Here is an 18440-nt window from a genome sequence, read left to right as displayed (position 1 = left end):
GAAGGAGCAGCGGGCCATGGGTGACCTCCTCCTGATCCGCCACGGTGAGACGGAGTGGAGCGCCGCCGGACGGCACACCGGCCGTACGGATCTGCCGCTCACGCGGGAGGGCGAGGCGGGCGCGCGGACGCTCGCGCCGTTCTTCGCGGGCCGGTCGTTCGCCTTCGTCCGCACGAGTCCGCTGCGGCGGGCCCGGGACACGGCCGAGCTGGCCGGGCTGCGGGGCGCGGAGACGGACGAGGACCTGTGCGAGTGGGACTACGGCGGGTACGAGGGGCTGACCACGGCCCGGATCCACGAGGGCCGGCCGGACTGGTCGCTGTGGCGGGACGGGGTGCCTCCGCACCCGGACGGGCGGCCGGGCGAGTCCGCCGAGGACGTGGGGCGGCGGGCCGACCGGGTCCTGGCACGCGTCGCGCCGCTCCTGGCGGGCTCACGGGAGGACGGTGTGCTGGTGGCGCACGCGCATCTGCTGCGGGTCCTCACGGCCCGGTATCTGGGCCTGCCGGCGTCCGAGGGGAGGCTGTTCCTCCTGACGACGGCGACGGTCGGCCGGCTGTCGACGGAGCACGGTCTTCCGGTGGTCGCGGGCTGGAACCAGCGGCCCCTCCCCGGCGCGTGACGCACCTCGGGCCACGGTGGGCGGCGCTGCCACCGGCGGCCGGAGCCGGGGTCCTGGCCACCGGCATCCTGTCGGTCGGCCTCCACCTGACGGGCTTCGAGACGGTCTCGGTGGTGGCGCTGTGCCTGGCCGTGGCGCTGTGGCTGCTGCTCGCGTTCGACTTCTCGACGCTGCTCCTGGGGGACCGCCGGGCCTGGGCGACGACCGCCGACACCCCTGCGGCGCTCACCGCCGTGGCCGCCTCGACGGTGCTCGGCGCCCGCTTCGCACTCCTCGGCCTCACTCCGGTGGCCGTATCGCTCCTGGTCCTGGCCGCCGCGGCCTGGCCGGTGCTGCTGGCGGCCGTGCTCCGGCATCTGCCGCGGCGGGCGCCGGGAGCCGCGTTCCTGATCTGCGTGGCCACCGAGGGCCTCGCGGTCCTGTCCGCCCTCCTCGCGCCGAAGGCCGGCGACTGGCTCGCCGACGCGGCCCTCGCCCTCTTCCTCCTGGGGCTCCTGCTGTACGCGGAGGCGCTGACCCGCTTCGACGTCCGCGAGGTCGTGAGGGGCGCGGGCGACCACTGGATCGCGGCCGGCGCCCTGGCGATCTCGGCGCTCGCCGCCTCCAAGCTGCTCGCCTCGGGCGTGTGGTCGGGCGGCGCGGAGACGGCGCTGCGGACGACCACGTTCGCCCTGCTCGCGCTCGCCCTGGCCTGGTACGCCCTGCTGCTCCACGGCGAACTCGCCCACCGGCGCCCCGGCTACGACGTCCTCCGGTGGGCGACGGTCTTCCCCCTCGGCATGACGGCGGTGGCGTCCCTGTCGACCGCGACGGCCACCGGGACGACCTGGCTGGACACCCTGGGCCGAGCCCTCCTGTGGATCGCGGTGGCCGCCTGGCTCACCACCGCCTACGGCCTGACCCGCTCCTTGACGGGACGCTCTCGCGACTCCTCGGGCGCCGCCTCCCCCACCCGTCACTCCTCCCGCACGCGCCGTAGTAGGTGAGGGGCGATATCTCACCCCGCCCATCCCGCGATGGCCTGGGCAAGCGCCTCTCCCGCCTGCTGTACCGCGGTTCCCGCCACCAGGGCCGGCAGCGCGTGCGCGACACCGGTCAGCGCCCCTGTCTCTCGCACGTCAGGGGCTACGAGCGCGGTGTCGATCGAGTCCACCACGCCGCGGATCAGCGACACGTTCGGCAGTTCCGCCTCATGGCGCTCCACATCGGCGCGCAAGCCTTCCAGGAGCTCGCGCACGGTTGCGCGGTCGACGACAGCGCTGCCCTCGATCGCGGCGGACTGGTGGACGTTCGAGATGTTCTGCCCTACGACGTTCTGCACCGGAGCGATGTTGCTGCCCCCGATGGAGATCCCCGAGCCGTGCCCCGCTTCGGGCTCCTGGCGACGACGTCCCACGATCATCCGTACACTCCTGACCACTAGTTTTCCTGACCTACCTGGCTGATGCCGCTACCTGCAACGTTCTGGATCGGCGCGTTGTTGTCGCCGTAGACCTGGATGTTGGTGATGACCATCGCCACCTGCTCGTGATATCGGGCGGTATCGATTCCCAGTTCTTCGAGGTAGGCGGCGACCGAGCGGAAGATGCACGTCTGCATCAGCACGACGTGCCTCTTCGCGTCGTCGCTCTGGTGCATGTCCGTGATCTCCTCCATGGAGTAGCGGTCGCGGAGGCTCACCGGATCCTTCTCCTCGGTGCGCGCCACGCCCGGCTCGCGCAGCGCGAGGCGCCTCACGAACCGGAAGAGCGCGAACGGCCCTCCGGCCGCGTCCAGCAACCCCTGCAGAGCCACCCAGCCGAGGAGTCGCACTCCCCTCTTGGACAAGGGTGCGTCGGCCACCCGCAGTTCGTTGTAGAGAGGTGTCATCACGTGCGGCCGCACGGTGAGCCGCAGTTCTCCGGCCTCCAGGGCCGCGTGGACGAACACATTGACCACGATCTGACCGGCCCAGCTGACGCACTGCGCCCGCAGGTACAGCCGGTCCGGCACGCTGGAAGGCGAGCGACGGCCCCGGCCCCGAAGGTCCGGGAGCGTGACCTTCGGGGCACCGATGCGCTGCAGCCACAGAGCCGACGGAAGGCCCAGTACCTGCGCGACAGAGAAGCCGGGCAGCGGATCGGTGATGTCCCCGGATCCGCCCAGTTCGTCGAGTGCGGCACCCACTCGGTCGAGCAGCTCGGTCTCGCCGGAGAGCTCGATCCGTCCGAGCGGGTCCTTGTGTTTCAGCGGAATACTGATGTCAGCCACGCCCCACACGTCCCGCCCGGCCCCCACGAAGCGCTCAGGTTGGTCGTAGGGCAATTCCTTCCTGGCCTGACCCTCTTCGAGCGACGCGGCCCGTCGCCTCGCCCTGACAGCAGACCAGGGAAGGCAGTCGGTCGCCGCGCCGTTCCGAACGGTCCGGGCCATCGCGGCCCGGGCCGCCATCCGGTCCACCGTGCAAGCGAGCGCGGCCGCCGCCAACCAGGCCACCGGCAAGAGGAGAATCCCGGCGCGCATGGAGATCACCGAGCCCGATGCTTTCCAAGGGACCAGAGCGCAGAGCAGCGGAACGGACAACACGAAATACGCCACGCGAGGCGACCGCGCGAGCCTCGACCTTTTCCCGTTCCGGGCCGCTCGCAGAGCGGCCCACCACATGACGAGCGCGACGAGGAGAGCCAGCCCCCAGACGGCGGCAGGTCGGGGCACCGCGCACGCCACGGAAACCACCAGTACAAGCACCGCGATACGTCGCACCCGTCGTCGCCGTCTCGCTCGCAGACTGTGCGCGAGAACCGGCATGGCGTCGAAGCCGTAGGACGGTACCGGCAGCCGTGGCCCGTGCAGCACATGGTCCAGTACCCATTGCGCCATGGGCTCGCCCAGGGGCGGGCAGTCGTCCCCGCCCTCCAGGTAGATGCGCCGTCGACTACTGCGACGGGGCTTGGCCTGCTTCTCACCCCGGCCTCGAACCTTCACCCACCATGCCTTGACGGCCCGCACCCGGTCGGGACGCGCGTGGAGCGCTTGGCAGAGCAGCCGGGTCACCTCGGACTCGGACGGATCGACCCCCCTGAGGTGCTCCTCGGCCGGTGCCCCTGAACCTGCCTGCGCCGGCACCGCCGGCCCGTCGGGCTCCCCCTCTTCGGAACGCTCCCGCACGCCCGAACCCCGACCTTGCTTCACGCCGCTCCCCCGTTCACCGTTACGGCGGGCATCCTCACGGTGAACCCCGGGAGTCGCCAGACCACAAGAGCGACAATCACCCCACTGGTGAACTTGGAACGGTATTTGACCGAATACCGCTGTCGCCCTCCCTCAGATACGGCGGCCGAACGCCAGGTCGAAGATGCGGCGCCATCTCACGGGCGGTACGGGTGCGGGGACGCCCGGGCGGTTGCGGGGGACTCGGACGCGGAGGGCGCCGGGGCGGAGGGTGCAGGTGACCGGGGTGGGCATGCGGAGGGCCTCGCCGTCCACTGCCACCGGGATCTCGGCCGTGTGGGCGGTCACTTCGACGCGGTGGGCCGTGCGGACGGTCAGGGCCGTGGACTGCGAGCCCCGTACGGCCAGGTCGGCGGCCTGGGCCGCGTCTTCCACCCGGATGCCGAGGACTCCCAGTTCGCCGTCGTCGAGGGTGGGACGGCGGCCGCCGCCGGTCAGTTCGTCGGGCGAGACGTAGGGGTTGTTGCTGATCAGCAGGGCCTGTTGGGCGGAGAGCATCGTGTCGTCGATGCGTGCGTCCAGGCGGCGTACGCCGTCGCCCAGGAGGAGGTCCGGCATGAGGGTGAGTGCCGTGCCCGCCTTGGCGTCCCGGTACTCGGGGTGTTGGACGACGTCGGCGTAGACGCCGAAGGACACCGTGTTGACGAAGGCCCGGCCGTCGACGTCGCCCAGGTCGATCCGGAGTTCCTCGCCGTCGGTCAGCGCGTCGAGGCAGCGGGACGGGTCGGAGCGGTCGAGGCCCAGGTCCATGGCGAAGTGGTTGCGGGTGCCGGCCGAGATGACCAGGAACGGCAGGTCGTGCTCGGCTGCGACCGCCGCGACCAGGGCCTGGGTGCCGTCGCCGCCCGCGACGCCCAGGAGGTCCGCGCCCTCGGTCACCGCCCCGCGGGCCAGTTCGGCGACGTCCGCCGGGGCGGACGGGTCGAGCAGGATCACCCGCGCCCCGAGCTCCTCCGCCCGCTCGACCAGGTGGAAGCGGCCGACCTTCCCGCCCCCGGACTTCGGGTTCATGATCAGGACCGGGTTCTTCGGCGGCTCCGCCGCCACCGCCCGCATGGACCGCTTCGGCCGCGATCTGCGCAGCGCCTGCCTCGCGCAGGCCAGCGCCACGCCCCAGCACAGGCACAGGATCAGGGCCGTCAGCCACAGCCCGCCGTAGGCGAAGAGGACCACGACGCCGATGGGCGCGGCGATCGCCAGGAGCAGCCCGATGAGGCGTACCGCGCCTCGGTGCGCGACGAACCACCAGATGCCGGCGGCGCAGAGCACCAGGCCGAGGAACCCCGCCCCCACCACCAGGAGGCCGCCGTCGCCCAGCGCGAGCAGGAGAACGACCAGCGAGCCGAGGGCCGCGAGCAGGGCGAGCCGCGCGAGGAGCCGCGCGGCGGGACGTGTTCCGGGGCCCGACCCTGTCATGCCGTCCTCCCCTGCCCTGTTCCCGCGACCGTGCCTCCCGGCCGGGCGGCGCCTGTGGGGCGCGCGCCCGGTCCGGAGCACCAGCCTGCCCGTGTTCCGCCGCGAGGGCATCCGGGCGCGGGCCGTTCGAGCGGCTGCGGCCGTCAGGCGCGGCAGCGCAGGAGTTCGAACGGCGGGTTGGCGAGACAGTCCGCCCAGAACTCCTCGCCGAACTCGCGGACGCCCGCCTCGGAGATCTCCAGCGGCACCCAGGTCAGGTCCCCGAAGCCCGCCGCACGCAGGGAGTCCTCGTACACCTCGCGGCGCGGGCAGGCGCCGACGAACGAGATCGGCGGGTCGAGCAGCGCGGTGATCCGGACGCGCGGTCCCGTCTCGATCTCCTCGCCGGTCGCCTCGCAGAGGAAGCCGTACTTGGCGAGGGACGGCCCGTCGAAGCGATAGTCCGGCTTCTGCGCGAGCACGAAGAACTCGGCACCGGGCTTCAGGCTCCGGTGCACATGGCGGCACATCCGCTCCATGGTGGCGATGTCCGGCGCGTAGTTGAGCAGCTGGACCCCCAGCGCGATGTCGAAGCGCTCTTCGAGGGCGCGCAGCTCGGACACGTCCCCCACCTCGTAGCGCACGCCCAGCGGATCGCTCTCCTCGAAGGCCCGCGCCGCCGCGACCATCTCGCCCGAGATGTCGATGCCGAGCACCTCGGAGGCGCCCCGCCGCCTGAACTCCCTGCTGTAGAAACCCGTGCCGGAGGCGAGGTCGAGGACCGACCTGCCCCGGACGTCACCCACCAGGCCCAGGAAGCTGGGCACCTCCCCGTACTGCGTCAGCGGCAGGGACTTGAAGCCCTCGAACGCCTCACCGATCTCGTCGTACTGCTGCACGCTCATCGCGCGGTCCTCCCCAGTGCTCGGTCATGTGCCTGGTGATCCGTCATGCCCTGGCAGTCTTGCCGGATCATGACGCGAGCTCGTATTGGCAGAAGCCACGAAGACCCGGAGATCCTCCTGGCCTGCCGTACGGAAGGAGGTTCTTCCGGAACCGCTCCGCAGGTTTCTGTTATCGGGCCGCCCCCGCGTGATCTCCCACGTGTTGGCCGTCGACGACAGCGGGAACAGGCAGGGTGATTCGGAGCATGGGCGCACAGCACGGTACGGAACTGGTCAGGGCGGCACAGAGCGGAGACCCTCGGGCGCAGGACCGGCTCCTCGCCCTCCACCTGCCGCTGGTCTACAACATCGTGGGCCGGGCGATGAACGGTCACCACGACGTCGACGACGTCGTCCAGGAGACGATGCTGCGGGCGCTCGCCGGACTCGGCGACCTGCGCTCCCCGGACAGCTTCAGGTCCTGGCTGGTCGCCATCACCATGAACGGCGTCCGCAGCCACTGGCACCGGCAGCAGCGGACCGGGCTCCCCGCGGGCGGCCTCGACGACGCCCGCGAGATCGCGCAGCCCGGGTCCGATTTCGTGGAGCTGGCCGTGGTCCGGCTGAACCTTTCCGGCCAGCGACGCGAGACCGCCGAGGCCACCCGCTGGCTGGAACCCGACGACCGGGAGCTGCTCTCCCTGTGGTGGCTGGAGTGCGCCGGCGAGCTCAGCCGCCACGAGGTGGCCGCCGCCCTGCAGCTGTCCCCGCAGCACACCGCGGTGCGGGTCCAGCGGATGAAGGACCGTCTCGACGGTGCGCGGGTCGTCGTGCGGGCCCTGTCGCAGAACCCGCCCTGCGCCACGCTGCGGTACGAGACCGACGCCTGGGACGGCCGGCCGTCCGCCCTCTGGCGCAAGCGCATCGCCCGTCACGCGCGCGCGTGCGCGCACTGCGCCGGTCTGTGGAGCGGGCTCGTACCGGCCGAGGGGCTGCTCGCCGGACTGCTCCTGGTACCTCCGGCCGCGCTGCTCCTCGCGGGCGTCCGCGAGCGCGCCGGTCTCGGTTCCGATCCCGATTCCGGTTTCGAGACCGTCGCCGCGAGCTCCCGGCAGGCGGCGCCACCGCAGAGCGCCGGAGCCCCGTCCGGGCCCGGCGCGGCCCCCGCCGGCCGCGGCCCCCGCAGTTCCCGCGCCACCCGCCGTCGGCGCCGGCAGCAGCGGCAGCGCGGCCGCAGGCGTCTCGTCGTCGCGGCGGGCATAGCCGTGGTGGCGGTCGCCGGCGGCGCCTTCACCCTGACCAGCGGCCCCGACGAGGGTACGGAGGCCAGGGACACCACCCTCGCCACGACCGCCGACGCCGGACTGCCCGCCGCGCAGGAGTCGAGCGCGACCGCCACGGCCTCGGCCACCCCCTCCCCGTCGGCCGGGGCGTCGAAGACCCCCCTCAAGACCCCCGCGCCCTCGCGTCCCACCCCGACCGCTTCCCGCACCTCGCCGCCCGCATCGCCCCGCCCGACGCGTACGGCCACGTCCGCGCCCGAGCCCACGCGCACCACACCGACAGCGCCCGGATCCGGATCTGGTTCCGGTTCCGGTTCCGGTTCCGGTTCCACCGAGCAGCAGGTGATCAGCCTCGTGAACTCGGAACGGGCCAAGGCCGGCTGCGGGCCGCTGACCGAGCACCCCCTGCTCACCAAGGCCGCCCAGGGGCACTCCGACGACATGGCCGCGCGGGACTTCTTCGACCACACCAACCCCGACGGCGACGGCCCGGGCGAGCGCATCACGGCCGCCGGATACGCATGGTCGTCCTACGGCGAGAACATCGCGAAGGGCCAGACCACCGCGGCGCAGGTGATGGATTCCTGGATGAACAGCCCCGGTCACCGGGCGAACATCCTCAACTGCGACTTCAAGGAGATCGGCATCGGGCTCCACACCTCCGGCGGCCCCTACTGGACCCAGGCCTTCGGCAGCCGCTGAGGGCCACAGGCGCCTGCGCCGAGCCCCACAAGCGTCTCCGGTGTGACAAGTACGACGTCCGACAGGGGGATCTTGACGCTTCCCTGACGCGTGACCCCCGGTCGGCGGCTCGCCGTCTGTTTAGGCTTGCCCGGCCGTCGATCTGATGGCCGAAAGTCGACAGTCAGCTCGACCGCCGAGTCGCCCCCACCAACACCCCAGGGACACCCGATGGCCACCAAACAGGACGCCCGCTCCGGACGATTGCGCGCGTGGATGCTGGAGGGCCTCTCCGACATGGGGAAGGGCAAGCCCTCGCGCCCCAAGGAACCGGCCGCGGACGCCGGGCACCAGGGGCAGCGCTGGTGGCGGGTGATGTGCCTGACCGGTGTCGACTACTTCTCCACCCTCGGCTACCAGCCCGGCATCGCGGCCCTGGCCGCCGGGCTGCTCTCGCCCGTCGCGACGATCGTCCTGGTGATCGTCACCCTGGCGGGCGCCCTGCCCGTCTACCGGCGGGTGGCGGAGGAGAGCCCGCGCGGCGAGGGTTCGATCGCGATGCTGTCGCGCCTGCTGTCCTTCTGGAAGGGCAAGCTCTTCGTCCTGACCCTCCTCGGCTTCGCCGCGACCGACTTCCTGATCACCATCACCCTGTCGGCGGCCGACGCCTCCACCCACCTCGTCGAGAACCCGCATCTGGAGGAGGCGCTGCACAACAAGCAGATGATCATCACGCTCGTGCTGATCGCCCTGCTCGGTGCGGTGTTCCTCAAGGGCTTCCTGGAGGCCGTCGGCGTCGCCGTCTTCCTGGTCGGCATCTACCTCGCCCTGAACGTGGTCGTCGTGATCAGCGGCCTGTGGCACGTCCTCACCGAGGGCCATGTGGTCACCGACTGGACCGCCGCCCTGACCGCCGAGCACGGAAACGTCTTCGCCATGGTCGGCGTCGCCCTGCTGGTCTTCCCGAAGCTCGCGCTCGGCCTGTCCGGCTTCGAGACCGGCGTCGCCGTCATGCCGCACGTCCAGGGCGACCCGGGCGACACCGAGGAGAAGCCCACGGGCCGCATCCGGGACACGAAGAAGCTGCTGACCACGGCCGCGCTGATCATGAGCGTCTTCCTGATCTGCACGAGCTTCATCACCACGGTCCTCATCCCGGAGAAGGAGTTCGAGTCCGGCGGCCAGGCCAACGGCCGTGCCCTCGCCTATCTGGCCCACGAGTACCTCGGCAACACCTTCGGCACGATCTACGACATCTCCACCATCGCGATCCTCTGGTTCGCGGGCGCCTCCGCCATGGCCGGCCTGCTGAACCTGATGCCGCGCTATCTGCCCAAGTACGGCATGGCCCCGCACTGGGCCCGCGCGGTGCGTCCGATGGTCATCGTCTTCACCCTGGTCGCCTTCCTCGTGACGTGGATCTTCGACGCCGACGTCGACGCCCAGGGCGGCGCGTACGCCACCGGTGTCCTCGTCCTGATCTGCTCGGCCGCCATCGCGGTGACGATCGCCGCCCGCAAGGCCGGCCAGCGCGGCTGGACGATCGGCTTCGGCGTCATCTCCGCCGTCTTCCTCTACACCACCGTCGTCAACGTCATCGAGCGCCCGGACGGCGTGAAGATCGGTGCCTGCTTCATCGCCGGCATCATCCTCATCTCCCTCCTCTCCCGGCTCGGCCGCGCCTTCGAGCTGCGGGTCACCCACATCGATCTCGACGAGATGGCCGAGCGGTTCATCCAGGACATCTCGCGCCGCACGCCCCGGTTCATCGCGAACGAGCCGGACAACCGGGACATCGCCGAGTACCGCGACAAGATCGAGCAGATCCGCGCCGACAACGATCTGCCGACCACCGAGGACTTCGTCTTCATCGAGGTGACGGTCACCGACCCCTCGGAGTTCGAGGCGGGCCTGACCGTACGCGGCGAGGTCATGCACGACCGCTACCGCGTCCTCACCGTCGAGTCGTCCTCGATCCCGAACGCGCTGGCCGCCCTCCTCCTGCACGCGCGCGACGTCACCGGCGTCCGCCCGCACATCTACTTCGAGTGGACCGAGGGCAACCCCTTCGCGAACTTCCTCCGCTTCTTCCTCCTGGGCCAGGGCGAGGTCGCCCCGGTCACCCGCGAGGTCCTGCGGGAGGCGGAGTCGGACCGGGACCTGCGCCCGCGGGTCCACGTCGGCTGAGCCGGGACGTCCTACGGGCGCGGGCCGGGCTCCTCGGAGGGCCCGCCCAGCCGGGCCAGTTCCACCTCGACGGCCTCCCGCATGAGGGTGCGCGCGTGGTCGATCATCAGGCCGCCGCTCAGCCAGCGCATGCTCAGGCCTTCGAGGAGGGCGGTCAGCCGCTCCGCCGCGGCGGCGAGCGCGGCAGCGGACGCCATGGGCCGCACCTGCCCCAGGAGCCCGGCCACCTCCTGGACCCACACCAGGGTCGCGCGGGTGAGGTCCTCGCGCAGGACGGGGTCGAAGACGGCGCTCGCCCGCAGCTCGCCCCAGGCCGAGCTGTTCTCCCGCACCACCGGGATGTCCTGGAGCTCCAGGAGGAGGACCTGGTCGAGCTCCTCGCGCGGGCCGAGGGGCTCGGCGTCGGCGCCCCGCTCGGTGGTGTAGCGCTCGGCGCGGTCGTTGATGAACTCGAGCGTGTGGCGCAGGATTCCGGTGCGGTCCTTGAAGTGGTAGTAGATCAGGCCGGTGGAGACCCCGGCCTCGGCGGCCAGTTCCTCCACGCGGAGCCCTCGGACCCCGCGCCGGGCGATCACCCGGGCGGCCGCTTCAAGGATCTGAGTACTACGAGACGCCATGCCGTGAACCCTATCCGGAGCGGCGCACGGAGTGATCGACCATGGCGCCCGTCCGCCCGCCGTCCGCTCAGCCGTCCTTCCGGTACTGGCTCAGGACCACGGTGACCGGGCCCTGGCCCGGCGCTCCTTCGACGAGCCGGGCGATGACGAGCCGCCGGGCGTCGGGACTGCGGACGCAGAAGGGCCGGTCGTCGCCGAGGTCGTCGAGGGGGAGGCTCGTGACGGGTTCCGTCTCGATGCCCCGCTCGCAGTCCTCGGCGCTCAGCACGTATCCGGAGGCGACGAAGGCGTCCGCCTCCTCGGGCAGCACGAAGGCCCCCTTCTCGCGCGTCAGGTACCAGTCGGAGGACTCGGCGGGGACCACCTTCCCGGCGCCGAGGTCGAACTCGTACCCGTCGTCGGCGGCGGTCAGTTCGACGTCGGCGTATCCCGGTGTGAAGGACGGTTCCCCGGTCCCGTCGAGGTAGTACACGGCCCCGGCCGCGACCGCGAGCAGGCCGACGGCGGCGCCCGCGATCAGGGCCGTACGCCCGCGACGGCGACGCGACCGGCGCGAGGGGGGTTCGGCCGGGGTGCGGTCGTCCCCGGGGCGGGGCTCCGGGACCCGCTGCGTGGGTACGGGGACGGCCGCGGCGACGTGGGTGGGCCGGTCGTGGAGCGTGGGCGCCGGCGTACGGGTGGAGTCGGGCGCCCCCCAGCCGGACCCGCCCGGCAGCTCCCGTCGTACCGCGCCCGGCAGCCAGCCCTCGGTGAACTCCGGGGCGGGGCCGACGGCCGGGTGCGCGTGCGCGGCGGCGATCAGTTCGGCGGGGGCGGGGCGCTCCTCGGGGTGCTTGGCGAGGCAGCGTTCCAGGAGGGCGTGCAGCTCGGCGGGCACGTGGGAGAGGTCGGCCGGCTCGTGGACCACGCGGTACAGCGCGGCCGACTCGGGGCCGGTGCCGAACGGCAGCGCGCCCCCGGCCACGTACGCGGCGAGCGCGCCGAGCGCGAAGACGTCGGTCGCGGGCGTCACGGCGAGGCCGAGGGCCTGCTCGGGCGCCATGTACGCGGCGGTGCCGATCCGCAGGCCGGTGCCGGTGAGCCCGGTGGCGTCGGCGGCCCGTGCGATGCCGAAGTCGATGACGCGGGGGCCGTCCTCGGCGATCAGGACGTTGGCCGGCTTGAGGTCGCGGTGGACGACGCCCGCGCTGTGGATGGCCTGGAGGGCCTCCGCGATCCCGGCGACGAGGAGCAGCACCGTACGGACGGGGAGCGGGCCGTGGCGCTCGACGACCTGCTGGAGGGAGGGGCCGGGGACGTAGGCGGTGGCGAGCCAGGGGACGCGGTCGTCGGCTCCGTGGTCCACCACCTGCGCGGTGAAGAGGCCGTGGATGCGGCTCGCGCTGGCGACCTCCTGGGCGAAGCGCCGCCGGAACTCGGGGTCGGCGGCGAAGTCCTCGCGCACCGCCTTGAGGGCGATGGGCCGCCCGCCCGGGGTGTGGGCGAGGTAGACGACACCCATGCCACCGGCGCCGAGCCGGGCCTGGATCCGGTAGCCGCCGATCTCTCGGGGGTCGTCGGGCGTCGGCGGCGCGTGGGCCGGCCGCGGCCCGGGTGGATACGTGGAGGACATGGCTCGATCGTGCCGTTGACCAAAGTTTCAGTCAATACGAGAGGGACGGATCGGTACGGAAGGGCTGATCAAAGTGCATGCGGACGCGTCCGAGGACCCCTGCGCCGACCGGGCGACACCATGCTCGCCGTACGGTGCGGCCATTTGACTGAAAATCCGGTCAGTGTCAGAGTGGCGTCGACGGCCACCCCCACTCACGCCTCCCGCGACGCCCGTCCCCGGGCGCCCGCCACCGTGTGAGGCCAGGCCCGCGATTCCCGCCGCCGCGCGCGTCACGCGATCCGCCCGCCGCCGGACAGTCTCGCCAGCCCATGATCGGAGTACACCGTGTCCCACCGTTCCCCCTCCCGCCGCACCGCCCTGCGGGCCTTCGCCGGAATCGGCGGAGCCCTCGCCCTCGGCGCGGCCGCCTGCGGCCCCGAGGAGGCCGCGCAGGGCGGTACCGCCCCCGGCACGAGCCGCACTCCGGCCTCCCCCACCGCGGACGGCGTGCGCCGCTTCGGCGCCGAATGGGAGAGCCACACCCGGACCTTCATGTCCTGGCCGGCGCTCGACTCCGTCTGGGGGGAGGAGCTCCCCTCCGTACGGGAGGACATCGCCCGCATCGCCCGGGCCGTGTCCGAGTACGAGGCGGTCGTGATGATGGCCCGCCCGGCCCAGCAGGCCGCGGCCCAGAAGGCCTGCGGCTCGCAGGTCGAGGTCATCCCGATGCCCGTCGACGACCTGTGGGCCCGCGACATCGTCCCCGTCTTCGTGGAGGACGACGGCGAGCTCGTCGGCATCGACTTCAACTTCAACGGCTGGGGCAACAAGCAGACGCACGACAACGACGCCCTGGTCGGGCGCAGGCTCCTCGCCAAGTACGGCATCCCCCGCGAGGTGGCGCCGCTCACCGCCGAGGGCGGCTCCTTCGAGACCGACGGCGAGGGCACCCTCCTCGTCACCGAGAGCTCGATCGTCAACAACAACCGCAACCGCGGGAAGACCCGGGACCAGATCGAGGACGAGCTGATCGAGACGCTCGGCGTGGAGAAGGTGGTCTGGCTCGCGGGCGTCCGCGGCCAGGACATCACCGACGCGCACGTCGACAGCCTCGTGCGGTTCACCGCGCCCGGTGTGGTCCTGCTCGACCAGGCCTTCCCCGGCACTCCCCCGGACTCCTGGTCCCGCTCGGCGGACCAGGCCCGCGCGGTCCTGGAGAAGGCCACCGACGCCCGCGGCCGGCGCTTCGAGATCATCGACCTGCCGCAGCCCGACCTCGACCGGATCACCGGCCAGGGCGACGACTTCGTGTCGACGTACGCCAACTTCTACGTCGCGAACGACTCCGTCTTCATGCCGAAGTTCGGTGACGAGAAGGCCGACGACCGCGCCCGCGGCATCCTCCAGGACCACTTCCCCAAGCGCGAGGTCGTGCAGATCCCGATCGACACGATCGCGTCCGGCGGCGGTGGCATCCACTGCTCGACCCACGACCAGCCCGGCAAGCCGGCCGCCTGATCGCGGGACGGCTAGGACAGCTGGACGATCTGGATGAAGTTGCCGCAGGTGTCGTCCAGCACCGCGATGGTGACCGGGCCCGCCTCCGTCGGCTCCTGAGTGAAGCGGACACCGAGGGCACGCAGCCGCTCGTACTCGGCGCGGACGTCGTCCACGGCGAAGGAGGTGGCCGGGATGCCGTCCGCGACGAGCGCCCTCGTGTACGCCTTGGCGGCGGGGTGCGCGTCGGGCTCCAGGAGCAGCTCGGTGCCGTCCGGGTTCTCCGGCGAGACGACGGTCAGCCAGCGGTAGTCGCCGAGGGGGACCTCGGTCTTCTTCACGAAGCCCAGCTTCTCCGTGTAGAAGCTCAGGGCCTTGTCCTGGTCGTCGACGAAGACGCTGGTCACGTGGATCCGCATGGTGTTCTCCTCGCTGGGCTCGACGGGTTCGCGGCCACGTAACCACCTGCCCGCCGGCGCGCGGGAGCCGACACGCCCCGCGTACGACTCCTCCCGGCACCCCGCTCCGACTGCTCCCCGCGCAGCGGGCCGGGCTCGCGCTGCTCGTCGGCGCGAGCCCGGCCACGCCCCGCCGTCCTGGTCGTCCCCCCGTCACCCCCTCACCGGCGCGTCCTGGCGCCCGCCCGGCGACGAGGGGCCGTCGTGCCGCTGGACAGCGGGGTCCGGGCGCACCTCGCCCACCCGGGCGAGACCTCACCGCTGCCCGCGACCGCCCACCAGCAGAGAGACCCCGCACAGGCCGCCGACCAGCCAGCTCGTCATCATCCAGGTCCCCCAGCCGAGGCCGAGCGTCACGACGAAGGCGAGGAACGCCGTCGTGAGGCCGGCCACGGCGGCCCGCCGCGGACCGGTGCCGGCGTCCCACGCGCGGCGCAGCAGGCCGGAGCGGCGCCATGCCCTCCACAGGAAGACACCGGCGACGAGCGCCTCCACCACGACGAACTCGACGGGGGGCGCGGGCATCTTCCCCGGCCCCTCCTCGCCGCGCCACAGGCCGACGAGCCCGGAGCCCAGGACTACGGGACCGACCAGGGCGAACACTCCCGCCAGGAGACGGAGGAAGCCGACTCCCGGGGTCGATGTCCCGGCGCCCCCGAAGGGCGTGGCCGCGCGGGACATCGCGTGCAGGCGGCGGGCCGCACCCCGGAAATCCGTCGCGACGACCCAGCCGAAGGCCGTCGCGAACACCCCCCACACCAGCAGAAACATCACGCCCCCCTTTCACCGGCACCCCATGCGCCGCGGGCACGCTAGCCGGGATCCACTGGCGTACGTCATGCCGGATCCCGGCAAGGTGCGGACGGCACCGGCTGCCGGGCCCGCATCCCCCCGAGGCCGGCGTGGCCGCGTCGCGGGGAGTCCCAGGGGCACGGTACGGTCCCGGTTCGCCCGGGACCGGGCGTGCCTCGTCACGCTCCTGACGATGGATCAGGTGATCGCCAGCGGGTCGTTCGGGGCCAGCGCGGCCGCGATGCGCTGGGCGACCACCTCGGCCATGTTGCCGTCGGGGGTGCCGGGGTTCTTCGTCGCGGAGACCGCGAGGGCGAGCCCCTTCGACGGAAGGTACGCCTGGATCGCCGCGTACCCGGAGAACGACGGGTTCTGCAGCACCCACCCGTTGACGACGATGACACCGAGGCCGAAGTGCTTCGCCTCGGTCTGCTTGAGGCAGATCGAGGCGGGGCAGGTGGCGGACGCGCCGCCGAGGCCGACCGTGCCCGGGTCGAGCAGTGTGCGGTACGAGCGGTACGAGAGGAGTTCGCCGCTGCCGATGGCCCGCGCCGACGTGGCCAGGTCGCAGATGTGGGTGGTGATGACCGCGCCGGGAGCGGTGGTCCACGAGGGGTTCCAGAAGGTGGATTCCTCGTAGAAGCCGCGGTCCGAGGTGAAGGCGTGCAGGACGGGGCGCGGGATGTCGGGGGTGAAGTTGTTCCGGGTGTCGCGCATGCCGAGGGGGCCGGTGACGCGTTCCCTCACGAGCTCGTCGATGCGGGTGCCGGTGATCTTCTCGAGCGCGGCGACGAGGAGGAGGTAGTTGGCGTGGGAGTAGCTCCAGCTCTTGCCCGGCTCGTACCAGAAGGAGTGGCTGTAGGGGTACGCGAGGAGCTGGGCCGGGGTCCACTGGCGGAACGGGTGCGCCGTCAGCTCGGCGTCGAAGGCCGGGTCGGTGACGTAGTCGTGGAGTCCGGTGGTGTTGGTGGCCAGCATCCGCAGGGTGATCCGGTCCGCCTTCGGCACGGTGGGCAGCCACTGCTCCACGGTGTCGTCGAGGTCGACCCTGCCCTCCTCGACCAGTTGGAGGAGGGCGGTGCCGATGTGGGCGAAGGCGACGGAGCCTGCCCGGAAGTGCATGTCCGGCTCGGCGGGGACGCCGGTCATGGACTCGCCGAGGGCGTCGGTGACGACCTCGCGGCCGTCGATGGTGACGCGCAGCTCGACGGACTTGAGCTTGAGGTCGGCCTTGGCCTTGCGGGTGATGTCCAGGATCCGGCGGGCCTTGCCGTCGAGGGGCCGCTCGGTCCGCACGCAGTCCCGGCCGCCATGTCCGGGGCCGCCGGGGTCCGATGTGACCGCGGGGGCGGCGGCAGCGGTCTGGACGGTGAGGGCGAGGAGAGCGGCGCAGAGGAGGGCCGCGCGGGCCCGGTTCCTGCTGGGGGTGGTGGGGGTCATGGGCCGCACTATGGCCGGAAGAGCCCCCGTGACCCGGTCGAACACTCCACAGTCGGGGCGAGAGGCATCCATCTGGGGCAGGTGGAAGAGCCGGCACCCCTGGGGGTGCCGGCTCTTCCGTGGGGCCGGGTGTCAGGCGACGAGTTCCTTCCCCTCGGTCTCCTCGGCCTCGTCGGCTCCGGCGGCGGGCTTGGTGTTCCGCATGACCAGGGTGGCGAGGACGGCCGCCGCGAGGACGCCGATGGCGCTGATGGTGAAGGTGGTGGACATCGAGGAGGTGAAGGCGTCCCGGGCGGCGGTGATCAGTCCGGCGTCGCCCTGGGCGGCGGCCAGGGCGCCGCCGATGGACTGCTTGGCCTGCTCGGGGGCGTCGGCCGGCATCTCGGAGGAGTAGGTGCTGGTGAGGAGCGAGCCGAGGATGGCGATGCCGAGGGCGGTGCCGGCCTGCTGGATGGTGTCGTTGAGGGCGGAGCCGACGCCGGCCTTCTCCTGGGGGATGGTGCTCATCAGCGCGCCGACGGCGGCGGGCATCGCGAGGCCGGCGCCGAGGCCGAGCAGGCCGAGGGCGATGGCCGGGACGGTGAAGCCGGAGTGGGCGTCGACGGTGGTGAGCAGGGCGAAGGAGGCGGCCATGACGAGCATGCCGGCGAGGATCAGGAGCCGGTTGCCGATCCTGGCGGCGAGGCCGGCGCCGGCGCCGTTGCCGATGAGGGCGGCGACGGCGAGCGGGACGAAGGCGAGGCCGGCCTTGACGGGCGAGTAGCCGAGGACGAACTGCAGGTACTGGGTGAGGACGAGGAGCAGTCCGCCGTTGGCGATCTGCACGAGCGTCAGCGAGAGCGAACCGCCGCTGAAGTTGCGGTGCTTGAAGAGGACCAGCGGCACCATCGGCTCGGGGGTGACGTTCTCCCAGATCACGAACCCGCCGAGGGTGACGACCGCGACGGCCAGGGTGAGGAGCGAGCGGCCCTCGAAGGCGCCGTGCTGCGGGATCTCGATGATCCACCAGATCAGCGCGGTCATGCCGACGGCGGAGAGGATCGCGCCGAGCGGGTCGGGCTTCTGCCAGGGGCCCTTCGACTCGGGCATGAGGGTGAGGGCGGCGAGGACGGCGAGGGCGACGACCGGGACGTTGATGAAGAAGATCGAGTGCCAGGAGAAGTGGTCGATCAGGACGCCGCCGAGGACGGGGCTGCCGACGAGGCCGAGCATGGACACGGAGCCCCAGGCGGCCATGGCGCGGGGCCGCTCGTCCTCGTCGAAGACGGTGATGAGGATGGAGAGCGTCGAGGGCATGATCAGGGCGCCGCCGACGCCCATGGTGATGCGGGCGGCGATGACCTCGCCGGGGCTGGTGCAGACCGTGGCGGCGAGTGAGGCCGCGCCGAACAGCAGCAGGCCGACGACCATGACCTTGCGGCGGCCGAAGCGGTCGCCGAGGCTGCCCGAGGTGAGCAGGAGTCCCGCGAAGACCAGGATGTAGGAGTCCAGGATCCACTGGATGTCCTGGGCGCTCGCGCCGATGTCCTCGGTCATGGACGGTACGGCGACCGTGAGCGCCATGCTGTCGACGACCAGGACCAGGGTGCTGAGGCAGAGCACGACCAGGATCCACCAGCGGCGTGGGTTGCGGCTTTCCATCGGGAGTTCCCCCTCGGGTCTCGTTCGCTCCCCTCGGAGCGCCCTTCGATGCGAACACTGTACGCATCTGCGCACACTGTTCGCAACCCCGGAGACCTGTACGCTGGATGCGCACGCCGTACGCAGTGCTTGTCGCAGT

Annotated in this window: 15 protein-coding genes; 5 read left to right on the top strand and 10 right to left on the bottom strand. The window is 72.1% G+C overall.

Annotation, left to right across the window (positions count from 1 at the left end):
• Positions 1-16: 16 nt before the first annotated feature.
• Together AB5J54_RS31710 and AB5J54_RS31705 are read left to right on the top strand one after the other, a co-directional pair.
• On the top strand, positions 17-622 hold the full coding sequence (locus AB5J54_RS31710; protein WP_369147340.1) for a histidine phosphatase family protein: 606 nt from the start codon (positions 17-19) through the stop codon (positions 620-622).
• The gene (locus AB5J54_RS31705) at positions 619-1608 is read left to right on the top strand and encodes a hypothetical protein (protein WP_369147339.1); all 990 of its coding nucleotides are present in this window, start codon (positions 619-621) and stop codon (positions 1606-1608) included. The genes AB5J54_RS31710 and AB5J54_RS31705 overlap by 4 nt, the downstream gene beginning before the upstream one ends.
• 11 nt (positions 1609-1619) lie before the next feature.
• Here AB5J54_RS31705 and AB5J54_RS31700 read toward each other — a convergent pair whose 3' ends face one another.
• From AB5J54_RS31700 to AB5J54_RS31685, 4 genes are all read right to left on the bottom strand, one after another.
• Complete coding sequence (locus AB5J54_RS31700) at positions 1620-2024, bottom strand: hypothetical protein (RefSeq protein ID WP_369147338.1); 405 nt, start codon at positions 2022-2024, stop codon at positions 1620-1622.
• A 17-nt stretch (positions 2025-2041) separates the two neighbouring features.
• Entirely contained in the window at positions 2042-3769 is a 1728-nt protein-coding gene (locus AB5J54_RS31695; RefSeq protein WP_369147337.1) for a hypothetical protein, read from the bottom strand.
• A gap of 156 nt (positions 3770-3925) precedes the next feature.
• Positions 3926-5248, bottom strand: a complete 1323-nt coding sequence (locus tag AB5J54_RS31690) for a diacylglycerol kinase family protein (protein WP_369147336.1) — start codon at positions 5246-5248, stop codon at positions 3926-3928.
• A gap of 143 nt (positions 5249-5391) precedes the next feature.
• The gene (locus tag AB5J54_RS31685; protein WP_369147335.1) at positions 5392-6132 is read right to left on the bottom strand and encodes a class I SAM-dependent methyltransferase; all 741 of its coding nucleotides are present in this window, start codon (positions 6130-6132) and stop codon (positions 5392-5394) included.
• 245 nt (positions 6133-6377) lie between these two features.
• Between AB5J54_RS31685 and AB5J54_RS31680 the strand changes: the two genes are divergently transcribed.
• Positions 6378-8096 (top strand): sigma-70 family RNA polymerase sigma factor, encoded by a 1719-nt coding sequence (locus AB5J54_RS31680; RefSeq protein ID WP_369147334.1) that lies wholly within the window; start codon positions 6378-6380, stop codon positions 8094-8096.
• Positions 8097-8306: 210 nt separating this feature from the next.
• Entirely contained in the window at positions 8307-10262 is a 1956-nt protein-coding gene (locus AB5J54_RS31675) for an APC family permease (RefSeq protein WP_369147333.1), read from the top strand.
• Between the two features lie 11 nt (positions 10263-10273).
• On the opposite strand, the gene AB5J54_RS31670 is transcribed toward AB5J54_RS31675, so the two are convergent.
• Together AB5J54_RS31670 and AB5J54_RS31665 are read right to left on the bottom strand one after the other, a co-directional pair.
• A complete protein-coding gene (locus AB5J54_RS31670) occupies positions 10274-10879 on the bottom strand; it encodes a TetR/AcrR family transcriptional regulator (protein ID WP_369147332.1) in 606 nt (201 codons plus the stop codon).
• A gap of 67 nt (positions 10880-10946) precedes the next feature.
• Positions 10947-12491 (bottom strand): serine/threonine-protein kinase, encoded by a 1545-nt coding sequence (locus AB5J54_RS31665; RefSeq protein WP_369147330.1) that lies wholly within the window; start codon positions 12489-12491, stop codon positions 10947-10949.
• A 327-nt stretch (positions 12492-12818) separates the two neighbouring features.
• On the opposite strand from AB5J54_RS31665, the gene AB5J54_RS31660 reads away from it, so the two are divergent.
• Positions 12819-13991 carry an agmatine/peptidylarginine deiminase gene (locus AB5J54_RS31660; RefSeq protein ID WP_369147329.1) on the top strand — a complete coding sequence of 391 codons (1173 nt, stop codon included), beginning with the start codon at positions 12819-12821 and terminating at the stop codon, positions 13989-13991.
• Between the two features lie 11 nt (positions 13992-14002).
• Here the strand turns inward: AB5J54_RS31660 and AB5J54_RS31655 are convergent, their stop codons facing one another.
• The 4 genes from AB5J54_RS31655 to AB5J54_RS31640 all read right to left on the bottom strand — a co-directional run bounded on the left by AB5J54_RS31655 (position 14003) and on the right by AB5J54_RS31640 (position 18301).
• A complete protein-coding gene (locus AB5J54_RS31655) occupies positions 14003-14389 on the bottom strand; it encodes a VOC family protein (protein WP_369147328.1) in 387 nt (128 codons plus the stop codon).
• A gap of 294 nt (positions 14390-14683) precedes the next feature.
• Positions 14684-15199: a hypothetical protein gene (locus AB5J54_RS31650; RefSeq protein WP_369147327.1), complete on the bottom strand. Its 516-nt coding sequence runs from the start codon at positions 15197-15199 to the stop codon at positions 14684-14686.
• A 219-nt stretch (positions 15200-15418) separates the two neighbouring features.
• The gene (locus tag AB5J54_RS31645; protein WP_369147326.1) at positions 15419-16660 is read right to left on the bottom strand and encodes a serine hydrolase domain-containing protein; all 1242 of its coding nucleotides are present in this window, start codon (positions 16658-16660) and stop codon (positions 15419-15421) included.
• Between the two features lie 132 nt (positions 16661-16792).
• Positions 16793-18301 (bottom strand): MFS transporter, encoded by a 1509-nt coding sequence (locus tag AB5J54_RS31640; RefSeq protein WP_369149517.1) that lies wholly within the window; start codon positions 18299-18301, stop codon positions 16793-16795.
• Between the last annotated feature and the right edge of the window lie 139 nt (positions 18302-18440).

This window comes from Streptomyces sp. R44, from assembly GCF_041053105.1.
GTDB lineage: Bacteria > Actinomycetota > Actinomycetes > Streptomycetales > Streptomycetaceae > Streptomyces.
The sequence above is the reverse complement of the archived record's forward strand: the minus strand, read 5'-3'. Positions and strand labels throughout refer to the sequence as shown.

What these genes read in the sequence shown, in the direction of transcription:
- AB5J54_RS31710 (WP_369147340.1), top strand. Translation starts at nt 17, where the DNA reads ATGGGTGACCTCCTCCTGATCCGCCACGGTGAGACGGAGTGGAGCGCC.
- AB5J54_RS31700 (WP_369147338.1), bottom strand. Translation starts at nt 2,024, where the DNA reads ATGATCGTGGGACGTCGTCGCCAGGAGCCCGAAGCGGGGCACGGCTCG.
- AB5J54_RS31690 (WP_369147336.1), bottom strand. Translation starts at nt 5,248, where the DNA reads ATGACAGGGTCGGGCCCCGGAACACGTCCCGCCGCGCGGCTCCTCGCG.
- AB5J54_RS31685 (WP_369147335.1), bottom strand. Translation starts at nt 6,132, where the DNA reads ATGAGCGTGCAGCAGTACGACGAGATCGGTGAGGCGTTCGAGGGCTTC.
- AB5J54_RS31680 (WP_369147334.1), top strand. Translation starts at nt 6,378, where the DNA reads ATGGGCGCACAGCACGGTACGGAACTGGTCAGGGCGGCACAGAGCGGA.
- AB5J54_RS31675 (WP_369147333.1), top strand. Translation starts at nt 8,307, where the DNA reads ATGGCCACCAAACAGGACGCCCGCTCCGGACGATTGCGCGCGTGGATG.
- AB5J54_RS31670 (WP_369147332.1), bottom strand. Translation starts at nt 10,879, where the DNA reads ATGGCGTCTCGTAGTACTCAGATCCTTGAAGCGGCCGCCCGGGTGATC.
- AB5J54_RS31665 (WP_369147330.1), bottom strand. Translation starts at nt 12,491, where the DNA reads ATGTCCTCCACGTATCCACCCGGGCCGCGGCCGGCCCACGCGCCGCCG.
- AB5J54_RS31655 (WP_369147328.1), bottom strand. Translation starts at nt 14,389, where the DNA reads ATGCGGATCCACGTGACCAGCGTCTTCGTCGACGACCAGGACAAGGCC.
- AB5J54_RS31650 (WP_369147327.1), bottom strand. Translation starts at nt 15,199, where the DNA reads ATGTTTCTGCTGGTGTGGGGGGTGTTCGCGACGGCCTTCGGCTGGGTC.
- AB5J54_RS31645 (WP_369147326.1), bottom strand. Translation starts at nt 16,660, where the DNA reads ATGACCCCCACCACCCCCAGCAGGAACCGGGCCCGCGCGGCCCTCCTC.
- AB5J54_RS31640 (WP_369149517.1), bottom strand. Translation starts at nt 18,301, where the DNA reads ATGGAAAGCCGCAACCCACGCCGCTGGTGGATCCTGGTCGTGCTCTGC.